Source organism: Membranihabitans marinus, assembly GCF_019802045.1.
Classification (GTDB): Bacteria; Bacteroidota; Bacteroidia; order Chitinophagales; family Saprospiraceae; genus Membranihabitans; species Membranihabitans marinus_A.
This window is the reverse complement of the sequence record NZ_JAHVHU010000006.1, coordinates 142,053-158,872: the sequence shown is the minus strand read 5'-3', so window position 1 is coordinate 158,872 and position 16,820 is coordinate 142,053. Positions and strand designations below refer to the sequence as shown.

The 16,820-nt window shown below is 41.4% G+C and carries 16 protein-coding genes; 1 reads left to right on the top strand and 15 read right to left on the bottom strand.

Translation table 11 applies throughout. The features are described 5' to 3' along the window. Nucleotides 1-77: 77 nt before the first annotated feature. The 6 genes from KUV50_RS06630 to KUV50_RS06605 all read right to left on the bottom strand — a co-directional run bounded on the left by KUV50_RS06630 (nucleotide 78) and on the right by KUV50_RS06605 (nucleotide 6,834). A complete protein-coding gene (locus KUV50_RS06630; protein WP_222579318.1) occupies nucleotides 78-500 on the bottom strand; it encodes a DUF2141 domain-containing protein in 423 nt (140 codons plus the stop codon). Between the two features lie 182 nt (nucleotides 501-682). Next, nucleotides 683-1,528, bottom strand: coding sequence for a methyltransferase domain-containing protein (locus KUV50_RS06625; RefSeq protein ID WP_222579317.1), 846 nt, complete (start codon nucleotides 1,526-1,528; stop codon nucleotides 683-685). A gap of 26 nt (nucleotides 1,529-1,554) precedes the next feature. Next, the gene (locus KUV50_RS06620; RefSeq protein ID WP_222579316.1) at nucleotides 1,555-3,510 is read right to left on the bottom strand and encodes a M1 family metallopeptidase; all 1,956 of its coding nucleotides are present in this window, start codon (nucleotides 3,508-3,510) and stop codon (nucleotides 1,555-1,557) included. Between the two features lie 190 nt (nucleotides 3,511-3,700). Further along, complete coding sequence (locus tag KUV50_RS06615) at nucleotides 3,701-3,919, bottom strand: hypothetical protein (protein ID WP_222579315.1); 219 nt, start codon at nucleotides 3,917-3,919, stop codon at nucleotides 3,701-3,703. A 246-nt stretch (nucleotides 3,920-4,165) separates the two neighbouring features. Continuing rightward, a complete protein-coding gene (locus tag KUV50_RS06610; protein ID WP_222579314.1) occupies nucleotides 4,166-4,669 on the bottom strand; it encodes a TlpA family protein disulfide reductase in 504 nt (167 codons plus the stop codon). Then, nucleotides 4,666-6,834, bottom strand: a complete 2,169-nt coding sequence (locus tag KUV50_RS06605) for a peptidase domain-containing ABC transporter (RefSeq protein ID WP_222579313.1) — start codon at nucleotides 6,832-6,834, stop codon at nucleotides 4,666-4,668. Before KUV50_RS06605 ends, KUV50_RS06610 begins: the two co-directional genes overlap by 4 nt. Nucleotides 6,835-6,927: 93 nt before the next feature. Here KUV50_RS06605 and KUV50_RS06600 point away from each other — a divergent pair, with 93 nt between their 5' ends. Beyond that, nucleotides 6,928-7,104 carry a hypothetical protein gene (locus KUV50_RS06600; protein ID WP_222579312.1) on the top strand — a complete coding sequence of 59 codons (177 nt, stop codon included), beginning with the start codon at nucleotides 6,928-6,930 and terminating at the stop codon, nucleotides 7,102-7,104. 1,066 nt (nucleotides 7,105-8,170) lie between these two features. Here KUV50_RS06600 and KUV50_RS06595 read toward each other — a convergent pair. The 9 genes from KUV50_RS06595 to KUV50_RS06555 form a co-directional block, all read right to left on the bottom strand. Next, the gene (locus tag KUV50_RS06595) at nucleotides 8,171-8,890 is read right to left on the bottom strand and encodes an ABC transporter ATP-binding protein (RefSeq protein WP_222579311.1); all 720 of its coding nucleotides are present in this window, start codon (nucleotides 8,888-8,890) and stop codon (nucleotides 8,171-8,173) included. Between the two features lie 49 nt (nucleotides 8,891-8,939). Then, complete coding sequence (locus KUV50_RS06590) at nucleotides 8,940-9,122, bottom strand: hypothetical protein (RefSeq protein WP_222579310.1); 183 nt, start codon at nucleotides 9,120-9,122, stop codon at nucleotides 8,940-8,942. Between the two features lie 27 nt (nucleotides 9,123-9,149). Further along, nucleotides 9,150-9,314: a hypothetical protein gene (locus tag KUV50_RS06585; protein ID WP_222579309.1), complete on the bottom strand. Its 165-nt coding sequence runs from the start codon at nucleotides 9,312-9,314 to the stop codon at nucleotides 9,150-9,152. A gap of 121 nt (nucleotides 9,315-9,435) precedes the next feature. Further along, a complete protein-coding gene (locus tag KUV50_RS06580) occupies nucleotides 9,436-10,125 on the bottom strand; it encodes a hypothetical protein (RefSeq protein WP_222579308.1) in 690 nt (229 codons plus the stop codon). 526 nt (nucleotides 10,126-10,651) lie between these two features. Then, nucleotides 10,652-10,945: a hypothetical protein gene (locus tag KUV50_RS06575; RefSeq protein ID WP_222579307.1), complete on the bottom strand. Its 294-nt coding sequence runs from the start codon at nucleotides 10,943-10,945 to the stop codon at nucleotides 10,652-10,654. Between the two features lie 1,011 nt (nucleotides 10,946-11,956). Then, on the bottom strand, nucleotides 11,957-12,388 hold the full coding sequence (locus KUV50_RS06570; RefSeq protein WP_222579306.1) for a hypothetical protein: 432 nt from the start codon (nucleotides 12,386-12,388) through the stop codon (nucleotides 11,957-11,959). After that, the gene (locus KUV50_RS06565) at nucleotides 12,378-12,590 is read right to left on the bottom strand and encodes a hypothetical protein (RefSeq protein ID WP_222579305.1); all 213 of its coding nucleotides are present in this window, start codon (nucleotides 12,588-12,590) and stop codon (nucleotides 12,378-12,380) included. The genes KUV50_RS06570 and KUV50_RS06565 overlap by 11 nt, the downstream gene beginning before the upstream one ends. A gap of 1,299 nt (nucleotides 12,591-13,889) precedes the next feature. Then, nucleotides 13,890-14,942 carry a 2-oxoacid:ferredoxin oxidoreductase subunit beta gene (locus tag KUV50_RS06560; RefSeq protein ID WP_222579304.1) on the bottom strand — a complete coding sequence of 351 codons (1,053 nt, stop codon included), beginning with the start codon at nucleotides 14,940-14,942 and terminating at the stop codon, nucleotides 13,890-13,892. Further along, on the bottom strand, nucleotides 14,939-16,813 hold the full coding sequence (locus KUV50_RS06555; RefSeq protein WP_222579303.1) for a 2-oxoacid:acceptor oxidoreductase subunit alpha: 1,875 nt from the start codon (nucleotides 16,811-16,813) through the stop codon (nucleotides 14,939-14,941). The genes KUV50_RS06560 and KUV50_RS06555 overlap by 4 nt, the downstream gene beginning before the upstream one ends. Nucleotides 16,814-16,820: the final 7 nt, after the last annotated feature.

Sequence of the window (16,820 nt, the reverse complement as noted above, 5' to 3'; positions counted from 1 at the left end):
AAAAAATTGAAATGGATAATTGGTCAATTTGAGCCGACACAAATCTAGCCGTCCTGCTTATCCACAATACGTCCGGACTAATGGATTAGTTTGATATTGATTTCAGTATCATTTTTGACCTGAAATTTAGCATCATCAAATCCCGGCTTACTAAATTTTGGAACGAAATTATTTGAAAATCCATAGGGTTCTTTGGGAATAAAGAACATTTTAAAATTGAGCTCATCATCGGCATTCACGTCGTGGTACAGTGCGATCGCATAATCCCCTGCCGGAATATTTTCAAAGGAATAACTCACTTGCGGTTTCTGTGCGGACACCTCACCCACTTTATAAGCTTTGGTTTGTTTTGGAAAATCCGTCGGAGCATTATAGAGCGCTATTTTGATTGATCCGGCCCCGGTTTTGATATTTTGGATCGTGAGGTCGATGCTGCTGGTGGGTGGTGAAGTCAAGGTAGTTATGAGGAAGAGATACCAATAGGAGAATAAGGTCATCATTGAATTTGAGATTTACAACTAAAACGGTGAAATAGCTGGAATTGTTGGATGGGATGCCGGTAACCCGAAGGATTTATGGATGATCCCGGCAGACCTGGCTCTGAATATTAAACCATTAAGAGTGAGATTAGCAGAGATTTGGATGGATATGCTTCCTATGAAAAAAGGTTTGTCTAGATGGGTTATTTGACCGCCCGGATCAAGCCATAGGACCACAACCCGTTTTTTATTCCCGTGTAGAGATAATAGCACATTCGCGTATTGGCTAATTCCGTGGGGCCAAAAGGCTTTCCGATGAGTGCACGATACTGATTGTAAAGCCAGGCCGGGTAATAAAACCGCCGCAATCGTCTTACAGATGGAATCACATGGCGCGTCATGTCTTCGCATTCGTACTCCCGAAATCCGATTTTCTTCAGGTTTTGAAGGTACTGATTTTCCGTGTCCAGCGAATTAATTTTACACCCGTTGAACCCATAGGTGTATAGCTGATCGTATTCCGTGGGTGTCAGTTTTTCTTTGGCTTGCAGATTTTCGGCCAAAACCAGTCTTCCCCCCGGTTTTAGAAGTCGGTATGCTTCGGTTAAAAACCTTTTTTTTGAGGGTGCATGGCATATGCTTTCGATGCCTACTATGACGTCAAATTGCTCATCTTCAAATGACGTGTTGCAATAATCCATCACTTGAAAATCAGTCAAGTGAGATACTTTTTCCAACACGGCATTTTCATGCGCATCTGCTGCCTGCTGGGGAACCAGGGTGATTCCATGGGCTTCGAATCCATGGTTTTTGGCCATGTAAATGCTGGTTCCCCCTACGCCACATCCGGCATCTAGCAGGGTGTCTCCCTCTTCTGCGTTTGCTCTTTTTGCTACTTCAGCATTAAGATTTTCAAAAGCCTGAGCCAGATTTTTGGTGTTTTTGTACCACAGTCCGAGGTTGAGTTGCATGTATTTCTCCAGTCCCCAGGCGTCTTTGTACGCGTTGCGGCTTTTATTGTAATATTCTACGATACTTGAACGGTCCATTACTATGTAACCGAAAATCAGGCTTTTTATTTTTCGTAGTAATCGGCAGGCCAGACATCGTTGGATCCATTGATGTCGGGAAGCAGACGTTCCGGATCAATGATAATGGAATCAATTTTTTTATCGGTTCGGTGAAGGTGTGTCCAGTCGTTCCCGCGCTGCCAGATTTCCACAGGCAATTTTACATTTTCGGAAGTTTGGTCATCATAGGTTATTTTCATCAACACCGGCATTGGGATTTCTCCGTTGTTTTGAAGACGAAGCAAATATCCGTCCCGTACTCTTTGTGCCGCGGTGATGCTCAGATCGATATTCCCGGTTTCATAGAACCACCCTTTCCAAAACCAGTTGAGATCTTCTCCGGTGACATTTTCGATGGTGTTGAAAAAATCGGCCGGCTGGGGGTGTTTATAAGCCCACCGCTCAATGTAGGCCCGGAACGCCCGATCAAATCGATCGGGACCGATAATGTATTCCCGTAGTAAAACCAAACCGGCTCCGGGCTTTCGGTACGCGGTCATGCCGAGGTTTCTCAGGTTGGTGACATCGGGGTAAGTGGCGATCGGTTCCCGGGAATCATTGGTCATCCAACTCACGAACCGACGGGTCTGATCGAGTGTTGCCGGATACTCGCCGTTGTTGAAAGCCTGTGTGCTGTAGTGGTTGATAAAGGTATTGAACCCTTCATCCATCCAGGCATATCGGCGTTCATTGCTGCCTACGATCATGGGGAACCAATTGTGTCCGAACTCGTGATTGGTGACCCCCCACAGGCGACTGCCTCTGGCTTTGTAGTTGCAAAACGATACGGCTGGATATTCCATCCCATTGACATTGCATGCCACGTTAATAGCCGTGCCATAGGGGTAGGGGTAATAGGTCTTGTCAAAAAACTCAATGGCTGCTTTAGTGTATTCTGTGGAGCGTCCCCACGCCTCTTGCCCGGCACTCTCACGGGGGTAGGCCGACTGGGCCAAACCGGATTCTCCATTGACCAGATTCATTCTGGCAGCATCCCAAATGAATGCATTGGAAGTGGCAAAAGCGATGTCGCGCGATTGTTTCATATGAAAATGCCAGGTGATGGTGCCCGAATTTTTGGGTCGCGTCAGACTGTAGTTTTTGACTTCATCCTCGTTGATCAGAAAGACGGTCTCCTCACTTTTACTGGCTTCATCCCATCGGTCCAACAGTGTCTTGGAGAGCACTTCTTTTCGGTTAACCAGTTCCCCGGACCCCACAACGATGTGATCATAAGGAACGGTGACTTTATAATCAAAATCGCCATATTCCAGATAGAACTCACCGGCACCCAAATAAGGTAAGATGTTCCAGCCTCTGATGTCATCAAATACAGCCACTTTGGGATACCACTGCGCCAGTGCATAGATGGTTCCATCTTCCACGTTCAGGCGTCCCATACGATCCATCCCGCTCTCGGGTATCTTATAGGAAAAATCCATGCTGACTGTCCCCGAACCGCCATAGGGCGAGATGGGTTCGTCAAAAAAGACCTGCATGCGCGTATCCTCCACGATGTATTCGTGACTTGTGGTGTTGCGACCGGATTTGGCGGTCACATTTTTGATGTCATACCCGCCGTCCAAGTTTCCGGAATACCGGTTGCCTTGAATGGGGGTCGTCAATGTACCTCTGGAATCGGGCGTGAAGCGATTTTGTTCCATATGAAGCCAGATGAATTCCAGACTTTCGGGGCTGTTGTTAAGGTAAGTGATGGTGACTTTGCCCGATAGGGTGTGGGAGGTGGTGTCCAGCTGTACCTCGATTTCATAATCGGCTTCGTTTTGCCAGTACTTGGGTCCTGGTTTGCCTGAGGCTGTCCGATACTCATTCCCGCTGCGGTCCATAAAATCACCAAATGTAGCCTGATTTTGGAGGACATCATTCTGGGCCATGATGGATTCATGGGAGATTAAAAATAAGCTTGCGGTCAGGAGCAGAAAGTGAAGGAGGCGCTTCATGTATTTTAATGATTTAATATAAAGGAAAGCCCCAAAGATAAAGGATGTGGAGTAATAATCTAATTTTTTTATAAATAACAAACGGTAAATTCGGTGCGATAAGCTTTATTATAAATCAGTAAACATGGTGGTGTTTTGTGCCAACAGATAGCCACGTAGTTTATTACAGTTCTACTACAGTTGAAATAATTTACACAGATATATATCCCAATTCTACCAGAATCCTTTTGTAGTTCTCGGGGCAGATCAAACCACCTCTGGGAACGAAATCCATACTGCTCAGATGACGTCGAATAGTGGCATAGGACATGCCGGTTTCGTCTGCAATAATCTGTCGAGTGACGGGGCGATCGAATGTAAATTGCAAGTTTTTTTCGGGATTCTTTGATGAGATCGTGTCCTTTTCCATGCCCAGTAATTTTTGAACCAAAGAATTAGTTCTTTAATATAAGAATAAAATGTTAAAATGCAGTAAATTAAACTTATTTATTTTAGTGAATTTTAGTCATTATTATCTCGGATACGATACCTTAGGAGCCTAAAATCGTTTTCTTCCCAAATTGTGCCTGAAATAATGTCGCATTGAAATGGACATGTAAGTTGATTTGTCCAATTTTTTCAACGCTTCTTCAATCCATCTCCAGGTTTAGATTAATTATTCTAAGGCAAGTAGAATGGCCTCTATTTTTGTTTCTCCGCTAAACTTATGTGTCAGATTGCCAGAACTATTATACACGAGAATGTAAGGAATTGTTGTCGCACCCGCTGATTGCCATAAAAATCCGGTGGAATCATGAATGAAATGCAATCGTGAAATTGGAGTGAGCTTATATTCATTACTAAAATTATTGATTTCCTGCTGAGTAGCATCACTGATCCAATACCAGTTTGCATCCCCCAATTTTGTTCTATAATTGTAAAATCCAATGGCCTCATGCTGACAAAATTCACAATCCGGGTTAAAGTAGATCAGAACGGTTGGTGTGTTATTTTGGGAGAGAGTATCATTTGATCTCATATATTCTTCAAACCAATCGATGGTTTTACTGTTTTCTGTAACTCTTTCAATTTGTGCGTTTTTATAGATTATCCGGGCGATAAAATAGGCCGAAATACCTATAATGCTGAATATCAGTACGAAGGACAGTGGTTTCTTCATGGTAGTACAGGAATAAGATAGTCTTCCCAGGTTTGGGAATAGTTATTTTTATCCTTTAAAAGGTGATCGTGTGTACCATAGGTGTCTATAGTGCCGTTTTCCAATAAATATATTCGGTCAGCCTGACGAGCCATCCTTACATCGTGAGTTAATACAATCACTCCTGCGCGATTCCGGAGGTTTTCCAGTACAGAGAATAGATATTGCACCGATCTGTAATCCAGGTCAGAGGTCGGTTCGTCAAGTAACAAAAGTTGTGGATTGTGGTAAAGCGCTCTCGCCAAACTAATGAGCCGTCGTTGTCCACCGGAAATGTTGACCCCATCCTCTTCAAGGGTAGTCATGAGACCATTGGGGAAATGACTGAATTGTTGGTCCAGGTGATATGCTTCCAAAAACTCTTGTAATACTTCAGGGGTATCTGCAGGAAGTCCCAGTAAGATGTTATCGAGCAAGCTACCATTGAATATAATCGGCGTTTGTGGCACGATACCAATTATAGATCGTAATTTATCCAGGCTGAACTCTGAATGTTCTTTTCCATTGATTAATATTTGGCCCGACTCGTGCTTGAGAAATCTAAGAAGTACATTGAATAATGTACTTTTACCACTACCTATTTCGCCCCATATACCAATTATTTCACCTTTTTTTACCTGAAAAGACACATCTTTCAGAAGGCTATGATGACCAGGGAACCTAAACGACAATGCATTTACGGTCAACTCTTCAAATTCAGCAGAGGATTTAGTCTGAGTGGAAGTTCCAGTATTTTCTTTAGAAAGAGAAGTGAATTCATACATTCTATTAAAAGCAATACGGGCTTCTTGCAGCTGAATATTAGTTATAGCCAGATTACCGGCGGATGCCATAATCAATCCAGTCATCTGGAGAATGGCCATCAAAGCACCGGCGGTCATATCCCCCGAATAAACCGACCAGGAGGTCCATGCTAATACGGATACCAGGAAAAAAGTACCTACTACTTCTGAGATGAAATTGAACCGCGCGCCAATCATTGACAGTGTGTATATCGATTCCTGAAAAGTAGAAAATATTTGATTGGTGAGCTGCTTAAAAATGGATTCTCGTCGGTATGATTTTATAGGGGCAATGCCCCGGACAACCTGAACAAAATTATGCTCATTTTCAGCATATTTTTTCATAACACGTTCCTGGCCTTTTACAATAGGGCTGTGATACCGCCAAATAATCAATCCGTAGATCGGAACCCAAGCCAATACGAAGAAACCAATCTTCAGATTATAAGCCATCACTGCTATGCTTGCAACCAGGATCATGATTACATCGATCATCACATCTGCTATCAAGGAGGAAATGGTCTTTTGTATCCGCTGAATATCATTGAGCCGGGCAACCAAATCTCCGGTTTTACGGTGCGTGAAGAAGGTCATAGGAAGTCGGATTAACCTCCCGAAAAAGAAATCCAAGGTCCGCGTATTAAAATCCCGGGACTGTCGGTAAATGAATATTTGGCGGATGAGGGAAAACCCTGAACGAATAAATAATAGAACCAACAACAATCCCAATCCAACCATCAATCGCAGCATATCCCCAGAAGGAAGTATATCGTCCAATAACCTTTGTGAAAAAACAGCCGTTGATAGCCCAAGAATTGACATGCAAATGCCCAGAAAGAGCGCCAGGCCAAGAATATTGATGTCTTTCTCTATCAGCGCCTTAATCCACCGGAATTTTTGATGTCTTGATGAGGGGACCATTTTGTTAGGATCAGGATCTTTGAACAAAATGAGTTTCCTGGACATCCAAATGTTTTTCAATTCATCATCGCTGATAAAAGAAATATGACGATCAGCTGGATCTCCTATTTGCCAGGTTTTCTTTTTTAGATCATACCCGTAGCATACGACATAGTGTTCCCATTTCTGGTCTTTTACTACATGTAGTATAGCCAGTTCATTACAATTTCTCAAACTTTCCAGGTCAGCTTCATAGCCTTCTGCATCCAGCCCGCAAGCTCCAGCAGCATCCACCAACCCCAACATGGTGGTTCCGGAAGCTGTCGTTCCACTCAGTTTTCTCAGCCGGTTCAGGGCGGGTACTTCTTTGTGAAAGTAATGCAGCACTGATGCCAAACAAGCCACTCCGCAGTCGGACTGATCGTGTTGGTGGATGTGGGTCAAGTATTTTTTTTTTTGAGCATGTATTATTTGAACAACTTCTGAAATATCATCAATCTGTTATTTTTATAATAATCTTTATATTTAAATAATAATATGATGCCAGATATGATATATATTATTGATGTAGAGATTACTAATAGGTTTATTCTGTATCCAAATACAAAAGGTGAACAAATTATTATTGAAACTAAAGCAGGAATAAAACCTATCATTGGGGAAGGGTTAAAAAGTGAAAGGCTAACTTGCTTGGGGAATTCAACTGACCAATAAAATGCTAATGGAACAAATAATATAAGTTGACCCAAATAACTAACAAGTAATATTATAATATGCTCTTTTAAAAAAATCAATATCAATATAGTGACTATGATATCTGCCAATAATAGATTTTTGAAGATCCTGAGAAAATATGAGATAACAATGTGTCCTGAATTGGTGCTTTTATCTATTAAAAACCAATATCTATCTAGATATCCAAAAAGATTATTTAGTAGGTAGTTGAACATGATCACAGGAGAGGTAAAAAGAAAAATAAACGGAATCAACTCTGGATTAGCTTTCTTATGATAACCAACAGTTAAAAGTGTAAGGAATATTAATTTTATGGAAATTGCTAGAAGTCCTACGCTGCGGATATCTCGGTTATAAATTAAAATAGATAAGGAATAGCTTGTTGAACCACCGCTATTTGAAGAATGAGACGATAAAGGTGGAGATGTTATGAACTCTTCCAAGAAATAAACTATGACCACTATGCACATTATAGAGGCAGGAAATAACCAAAAATTTTGATTAGGGATTATAATGTTGCCAAAATATAGGACTATTACCGAGGCCCACATTAATGATATGAACACTTTTGACTTGATAGAAGCGGATTTCTGAACGATTGTAACTATCAAACCACGACGAAGTAAATAGGATCCCACTATAACACACCCCATCCAGAGCCATTCAGAAATATCGGTGGAATTATAAAGTATTGAAAATGTAAAACATGAAATTAAAATGAAATAAATACTAAGAATTGAATCATTTATAATATTGGTTAAGAAACGATTAAATGATCCTGGCGGATGTAGGGGTTTTACTAAATTGACCAGTTGGAATGGTGTTATAGTTCCTCTCCGTATAATAATGAGCATAAAAATTAAAATAGATAGAACCATTCGAGCTTGATTCCAGTGTAGTTCTTCCAGTAGCATAATACGAGCAAGGTATCCATTATAAAATGCAGCAAATATTAACAATAAATAAGTCAATACTTTACCAGTATTTCGAAGCTCATTTTTTATATATACATATGTTAAATATGGTAGAATATGCATAAAACTATTTACCTTGAATAAATTGCAACTAATCCATCATGCAAATCAGCTTGAAATGTATTCCTGAAATTTACTATACTTCCTTGATATTGGATTTCATTGTTATTTAATAAAATTAACTCAGGGTTTATTCTTTCAATATGATCTAGTTGATGCGAGGTTACTATAATTGTTCTACCTTCTATTTGGGTACAATACCCAGATAAATACTTAATAATCTTTTCTGCCCCGACTGGATCAAGGCCGGAGAATGGTTCGTCAAGTATAAGCATATCAGGTTTATGAATTAATACTGCACAGAATTCTATTTTTTTCCTCATTCCTGTAGAGAAAGTATTAATTTTGGTATTTTCTATTGATTCATTTTCAAAGAAATAATCGAGTAACTTTCTTATTCTCCTTTTGGGCTCTTTAACGTGGTAAAGATTTGCTATTAAAGTTAAGTATTGAAGGGGGGTTAGTTCATGAATTAATGAACTCTGATCAGACATAAACCCAATATTCTGTTTAATAAAAGTAGGTAAGGATGTGTATTTATAACTATTATATCTAATTTCACCAGAATCATATGGGATTATATTGCAAATAATATTTAATAAGGTGGATTTTCCTGCTCCATTTTTACCTAAGATTGAATATATTCGTCCTTCCTCGAAATCCACAGAAAAATCTTTCAGAACAAGTTTCTTTCCGAAACTCTTCCTTAAATTGTTAATTGATATCCTCATATGTAATATGTAAAATATAGTGCTGGGAAATTCCCAGCACTATATTTAATTAATCAACAATGATACCTATCATTGAGCCAAAACATGTGGGGCCCCACATAGCTACACCGGCTAATGCAAAAGGGGAAGCCAAAGCTATCGCCATCATTGCACATGTAAATCCTCCAATTCCGGCTAATGCGTTACTTCCTGCAGAGGTATTTCTAAGATTTTTTTCTGTTAATTTTTTCATTTTTTCATTTTTTCATTTTTTCGATTATTAAAATATTTGTGTGATAAATCTGGCACAAGCGAGCACGCTAAAGACGTTGGGGAAAAAGAAAGTTGAAGTACACCCTCCGACACCAATAAAAATATCGATTTCTCCTTGTGTTAATCTCCCTCCTTTTGACACCTCCATTTCTAAAATATTTAATTTTTTCATTTTTGTTAATTTAATATTATTACTAAAATATCACATCCCACCTTCTTTTTCGACATCCGGAATGTGGGTGAATGTCGTCCGGTATGCGTCCATATTGGCATGTCATATGACAATTTAACTTTTATCCTCCATAGAGGTTGATCATCAAAAATGTTCCTGTCAAGATCCATATCCAAAGACCAACACCATAGGTCATGGCAACGAATCCAAAGGCTTTTGGCCACTTTACTTTCAATAGTAACATCATACCCAGTGACAATATAATCCAGTATGCTAACTCAAGTAAATTGAGCGATCCCAGGGCAAATACCGCCCACTGGGGTACCTGATCGTAACCGATCACTCCAAGCATTGAAAAAAGATCAGCTTTGACCACATCGTCAATAGTCTGTAAATCAATCGAGGCGAAGTAGCCAATGTAGATCAACTTGCCGATCGCAAATACCGCTGTAGCATTCACTACGATACGCCAAATTTGTCCAAAGCCTATCTTGTAATCCATTAAAAAGGCACCTATATTCAGGCAAATAGTGGTTAGAAACATCTTGGCGAATACAAATATTATCACTACAAGATATCCCATGCCTTTCCACTGATCCTGCCATGCCAATACTTCCCGGATACGATCTACCGTCATCTGTTCACTCCAGGTATTGATGTAGAGTTGATCTGTAAGTATCAATTCGTTTTGGATGTAATGACATATAAGATATTCCATAATCACAAAACCAAACATAAACCAAGAATTGAGCTCGAAAAATGAACGAACCCAAGTTGATTTTTGATTGTATGTCAATGAAATTGTACTCATAATGACACCTTACAATGATTAAAAGAGACGTAGTAAATTTGAGAATTATTCCTCAATTTTTTTCGCTCATAATCGCTCATAATCGCTCATAATCGCTCATGGTTGAATAAATTTATTTAAGGACGTCACACTTAAAGATATTGCCCCAGGTGCCGGACCCTCCTCCCGCACCCTCTCAGCGGCAAAAAGCCACACCCGCATCCTGGTTCAGTCGAGTCTCCGAACCTGGACAAAAGTATGTCCTCGCCTAGTTCATTCTTAGGAGATTGCCAGTGAAAGGTGAGCACTTATTACGATCTTCGCACCTCTTAAGACTCATGCTTACTCCTCTGGTTACGATCCGCTGGTTTCAACAGCATTTACTACCCCAGCATGGTGGCTCCGGAGGCTGTCGTTCCACTCAGTTCTCTGAGTCGGTTCAGTGCAGGTCCTTCTTTGTGGAAGTAATGCAGCACTGTCGCCAGGAAAGCCACCCAGCAGCCGGATTGACTTGATAATGAGACGAAGCTTTATCTCATATAAGTTGTTATATATTCCTTATCAATAAAATGGTAATAATTGCTGAAATAAAGACAACTATGGAGACGATAATGAGATTCCGTCTTCCTTGTTTGGAATTCTTTACTGCTGGGACTTTTTCATATTTAGAATTTGGATAAAAAGCATATAGAACCCATCCGATTAATATAGCCACAAAAACTATAATTTTAATGGTCCATGAAATTTCCATATCAGCAATTCGCTCAAAATTAAAGACCGTAACCGCACAAAAGGCACCCCAGATAAAGGCATTAAATTCTCTAAGCTTGCTTTTACTCATTTTAATTGTATTGGTTAATATTATGTTCTTGTAATTGAAACTCTCTTACTATTCCACTTTATAGGAGAACCCTTCTGGCACCACTGAAGCGTGTCTGCCACAGCGTTACTCATGATCTGGTCTCACCTTAGTCCAGCTGATTGTATTCGCAGAATGTGTTTCACATTGTATATTTGATCATATAGCCATACTAGACAATTACAAATAAGCAAATAGCATTAGGAAAAAGTTTACCTTTTTACCCAAAGGATTATTCTGCACCCAATTAAAAATTAATCCTATAAGAGATATTCCTAAGAATAATATTCCAACTCATACCCGTCCAAAATAAATTCTGGTCTAAATGTAACTAATTGATATTCTCTATATTGTAATTGTGAAATCCCCAAAATTGAAATCAAGGTTCATTTTTTGCTTGTCACGATTTTTGGTCAAAAATCGCGCCAAGCCAACCTCGAAACCACATATACCCCGGGTTGAAACCCGGGGCTATGATATTTTGACCCCGTTGGGGTCTTTTAAATTAATTATTTTGGACGCTTATGATTCCAACTATGAATTTGAAAGAATAGTCCTCATCTGAAAAGTAGAAAAATAGGGCAGAAAGAAAAGTTGCTATAATTTGAGAATAAATTATCCGACGATTCATCTTAGTAATTTATAAATCAAAGATATATGCAACACTACATCCAACCCCAACAGATGTTACAGCTGCTGAAGAAAGAGGTATGACCAATAATGTTAATACTGATACTCCCATTGTAAACCCTGTACAATAATCACTCCATATAGAACCTCCTGTAATCCATTGTACATCCAAAGATATTTATCGATTTTTGCTTATAAATAATATAACAGTAATTAAAACTGACATGCCAAATGACACACTGATTACATATAGAAATCCTTGTTGTCCAGGAGTTTCTATGATACTGTTGAGCAATATCATGACCAATGAACTTACTGTCCAGCAGCCAAGAAACGCAAGTAGATATAATTTTTTTGCAGTTTTCATCGCCAAATACGATCTAAAACCTGAAGAGCTGCGTTTCCTACGGCCCCTCCTACTGCACCTCCAATACCTCCAGCTACATATCCTGGTATGGTAGCTGCTCCCATAGTAACAGAGCCACCAACGATAGCCCCAGCAACTGCACCACCAGCACCATATGCCACATCATTTTTAGCCACCGCTTTCCAACTAAACCAACGTCTCAAAATCCGAGTAGGTAAATCATAGATATCTTCCAGGGTTGATGTCCATTCATTTAAATTATCATGCCAATACCTTAAATAATTTTTACCAATTGAGGTTGTAATTAATATTAAATTTTGTTCTTCTAAAGAACAAGAATTTTTGACTTCTGATTCAATTTGATGGAGTCTTTTAATTGATTCATTTAAATCTAGGTTTTTATCATCCATTATTAATTCAATCTTCATTAGGATATCTTTTTGCTTGTTTGAAATAGCTTTTACTCATAAATTTTTGCTCATTTGATTTTAAATAAGCTAATACAAAATCCAATCCTTTGTTATGCTCGATTCCTATTTGATCGTAATGAAAATTCATTTCAGGAGCCAAACTTATAAAGAAGGATGTAGTTATGAATACAATAAATAGATAGGAGGCTAAAGTCTTCATAGTTCAAAATTTTAATTCTTTAATAAAAATCCATCCCTTTTATTTTCCGACAACTGGGATGGGTATGAATGTCGGTCAATATGCGTCTTTACTGAATTGAGATCGAAGAACGATCGAACCCAAGTTGATTCCTGTCTATAAGTTAATGTAACAGTATTCATGATGGATACTTTACTTACCATTTACAAAAGTGACACCGTAAATTTGAGGATTATTCTTTAATTATTTTCGCTCATCATTTCTCATGATTGCTCAAATTAAGTTCGGACAACTCCCTCAAACGCAAATCAATATTAGCTTTAAAGGGAATTAATCTGCTTTAACGCACTATTAGTGAGTGAACAGAATAAGACCCATTTTGAACGGGTTGCATCGTCCAATCGAGAAGGAGAAAGATTGATATATTTAGAATCGATCCTTGAGGATACATTTGCTAAGAATACTTTGCCCTAAATGGTAATTACGGATTGCTGAATATTAGTCAATGGAGAGATATATTTGGGTTGATGAAGTTTATGTAAATTCAAAGTCTGTTACTCTAACCTGCAGTCGTTAGGGGTGTGCATGTTTTTTCAGACAAGTATTCAAAACCGGTATGTGAGAATGTGATTTGGGTGTAGATTCTACGTCTAAGAGGCAATTATTATGCACCAATGAGCGTATTGGTGTCTCATCATTCTTACGAGTTAAGGTTCTTTGATTGCGACCCATGCCTGAATGATGCGGTGGAATAAGGTGTGGGACACCCCTCCTCACATTCTCAGCGGCACGTGTCACACACCATGGATGATGGGACTGGTGTGGATCGCTTTCAGAGCACACCACACCTGGATTGCGAATACCGGACGTCATGTAGAATCTGAGTTGCCACAGCTTCGGTGTATCTCTTCATTCTTATGGGATAAGGTTCTTTGATTGCGACCCATGCCTGAATGATGCGGTGGAATAAGGTGTGGGACACCCCACCTCACATTCTCAGCGGCACGTGTCACACACCATGGATGGGACTGGTGTGGATCGCTATTAGAGCACACCACACCTGGATTGCGAATGCCGGACGTCATGTAGAATCTGAGTTGCCACAGCTTCGGTGCATCTCTTCATTCTTATGGGATAAGGTTCTTGGAAGCAAGCTGGAGGTGCGCTATTATCAGTGTGTGCATTCAAAGTAATCAAGACTTGTAAACCCGGTACGCGTTTCATGACGTTCCGTAAATCCAAGCAAGGTTGCAGTGTACCCTTCAAGACACTGGAGTCAACTCAGATGAAAGGCACCTTAGAGGTTTCTTCCATCGAGGTTTACCGCAACCCGGCATTCACCTCCTCCAAAATCTTTGACCCCGGACATAGTACGTCCTGGCTCAGTTCATTCAAAGGGGTGTCGGTGGTACGGAGCATGGAGTGCAGGTCGTCACTTTCCGGGTCAATATAGAGTAACCCCGTCAGGATTTCTCCGGCTGTTTTAGCTTTTTGCAATTTGTCCAGTGCAGATGACCGGTCCGTCGGATCCCAATCGGGATTGAGTTTGCTGAGCTGGATGTGTGACCCATCGTGGAGGGTCACCGTTTTCTGGCTGCCTGCCGCATATTCGACCGCGATTTCTTCTTTCACCGGCACAAAATCAAATTCTGAAGTGGCCTCGATGTGGTCCCGAACGAAATCATATGATTTGGTGGACCCTTTGTTATTATTGAAGGTGACACACGGGGATATGACATCGATAAAGGCAAAGCCCGGATGGGACATCGCTGCTTTGATCAGGGGAACCAGCTGGGTTTTGTCTCCGGAAAAGCTCCGGGCCACAAAGGTGGCACCCAATTCCAGTGCTAATCCGACCATGTCGATCGGTGAAAACTGGTTGGTGGAACCAGACTTGCTCAACGAGCCCACATCAGCGGTTGCTGAATCCTGACCTTTCGTGAGTCCATAACAGCCATTGTTCATCATAATGTAAACCATATTCAGGTTTCGTCGACTGACATGCACAAACTGGCCGATACCAATGGATGCCGAGTCACCGTCGCCGGACACGCCGAGATAGGTCAAATCTTTATTGGCCATATTAGCGCCGGTAGCCACAGAAGGCATTCGGCCGTGGACCGTGTTGAAACCGTGGGAATTGTCCAGATAGTAAGCGGGTGCTTTGGACGAACAACCGATTCCGGACAATTTGACGACCTTATGGGGTTCGATATTCATCTCATAGCACGCCGCCACGATGGAAGCATTGATGCTGTCGTGACCGCAGCCGGCACACAATGTAGAGATCTTGCCCTCATAATCTGCTCTGTAGAATCCGGCCTCGTTTTTGGTGCTGGAAGGGTGACGAAAAGTAGGTTTGATATAGCTCATAACAGGGTCGTTTTTAAAGAGTGAGAAGAACCGTTTTGCCTGTGGTCAGGGGGCTGCAGCCCGTCGTAATCGTGCAGGTGTTGTTGCAGTTGCTTGAGAATGGCATCGGCCGTAATGGGCATGCCGTCATAATTGAGAATCGACTTTAACTTCGTGGGATCAATCCCCAGTTCGATCATCAGCAGGGAGCGGCATTGTGCATCCCGGTTCTGCTCGATGACATATATGGTATCGTGGGCGTCTATAAAATCTTTTACTATATTCGAAAACGGGAATGCCCGCAACCGCATCGCATCGATGGGTTCTCCATTTTGTTCCAAAATATCCATGGCTTCCAGAGCCGCATAAGTTGTCGTTCCAAAAAATACAATAGCGTGCTTCCCTTGATTTTCCTTTTGATAAAATTCGGGTTGGGGGACCAGTTCTTTCGCCGTATTAAATTTTCGTATCAATCGGTCGATTTCTCCGGCATGAACCACGCCATCTTCGGTGTAGACCCCATAGGGGTCGTGCGAAGTCCCACGGGACAAGAAGGCTCCCTTGGATGGGTGTGTTCCGGGGATGACCCGGTAACCTATTCCATCCCCGTCGACGTCCTTGAATCGGCCGTAATCTTCTACGGCATCGAGTTCCTCTTTGTTGAGTACCTTCCCCTTGTTGAATTTGCGAGCATCATCCCAGCTCAACGGTTCCGTCATATGGATATTCATGCCGAGATCGAGATCGGACAACAAGAAAACCACAGTTTGCAACTGGTCCGCCAGATCGAATGCGTCGGCCATAAAATCAAAACACTCTGTCGGTGTAGCGGGTAGCAATAATACATGTTTGGTATCACCATGCGAAGCATAGGCGCACGGTAATAAATCCGATTGTTGAGTCCGTGTCGGCATTCCGGTGGAAGGTCCACCGCGCTGTACATTGACGAGGACCATAGGGACTTCAGCAAAATAGGCCAGGCCGATAAATTCATTCATAAGGGATATTCCGGCACCACTGGTGGCGGTGAAAGCCCGGGCCCCATTCCAATTCGCACCCATGGCCATGCCAAACGCGGCCAGTTCGTCCTCCGCCTGGATTATCGCAAAATTGTTTTGACCTGTTTCGGGATCTACGCGGTATTTTTTGGCAAAGGTTTCAAAGTTTTTGGCCACAGAAGTTGATGGAGTGATGGGGTACCAGGAGAGCACTGTGGCACCGGCGTAGACGGCACCCAACCCCGTGGCGGCATTGCCATCCATCATGATCTTGTCTCCGGTAGCATTGCTGTGTTCCAACCGGACATCGAGGGGATAATTCAGGTTTTCTTTGACCCAGTTCGCTCCAAGATCCAGGGCTTTGTGGTTTGGCGGGATGAGTTTTGGTTTTTTCTCAAACTGTTCACTGATGATGGCCTTCACCACATCAAGGTCCAGATTAATCAAGGTAGCCAGGGCGCCGATATAAATGATATTTTTAAAGAGTTGCTGCAACCGGGGCACCTCGTAGTGGTCGATACTGAGCTGCATCATTGGGATCCCGATCATATGGATGTCCTCCCGGATCATATCATCGTGCAGTTGCCGTGTATTGTCGTATATAAAATATCCGTTGCTTCGTACAGATGCGATGTCTTTTTCCATACTCTGTGGATTGATACCGACCAAAATGTCGATATCATCCCGTCGCCCCAGGTACCCTTTTCCGCTAATCCTGACCTCGTACCAGGTTGGCAAACCCTGAATGTTCGAGGGGAAAATATTTTTCGGTGAAACCGGGATGCCCATCCGGAATACGGCTTTTGAGAATATCTCATTGGAACTTGATGAACCGGTGCCGTTGACATTGGCAAACCGGACGACCATGTCATTGATTCGAATCTTTTCACTCATATCTTTT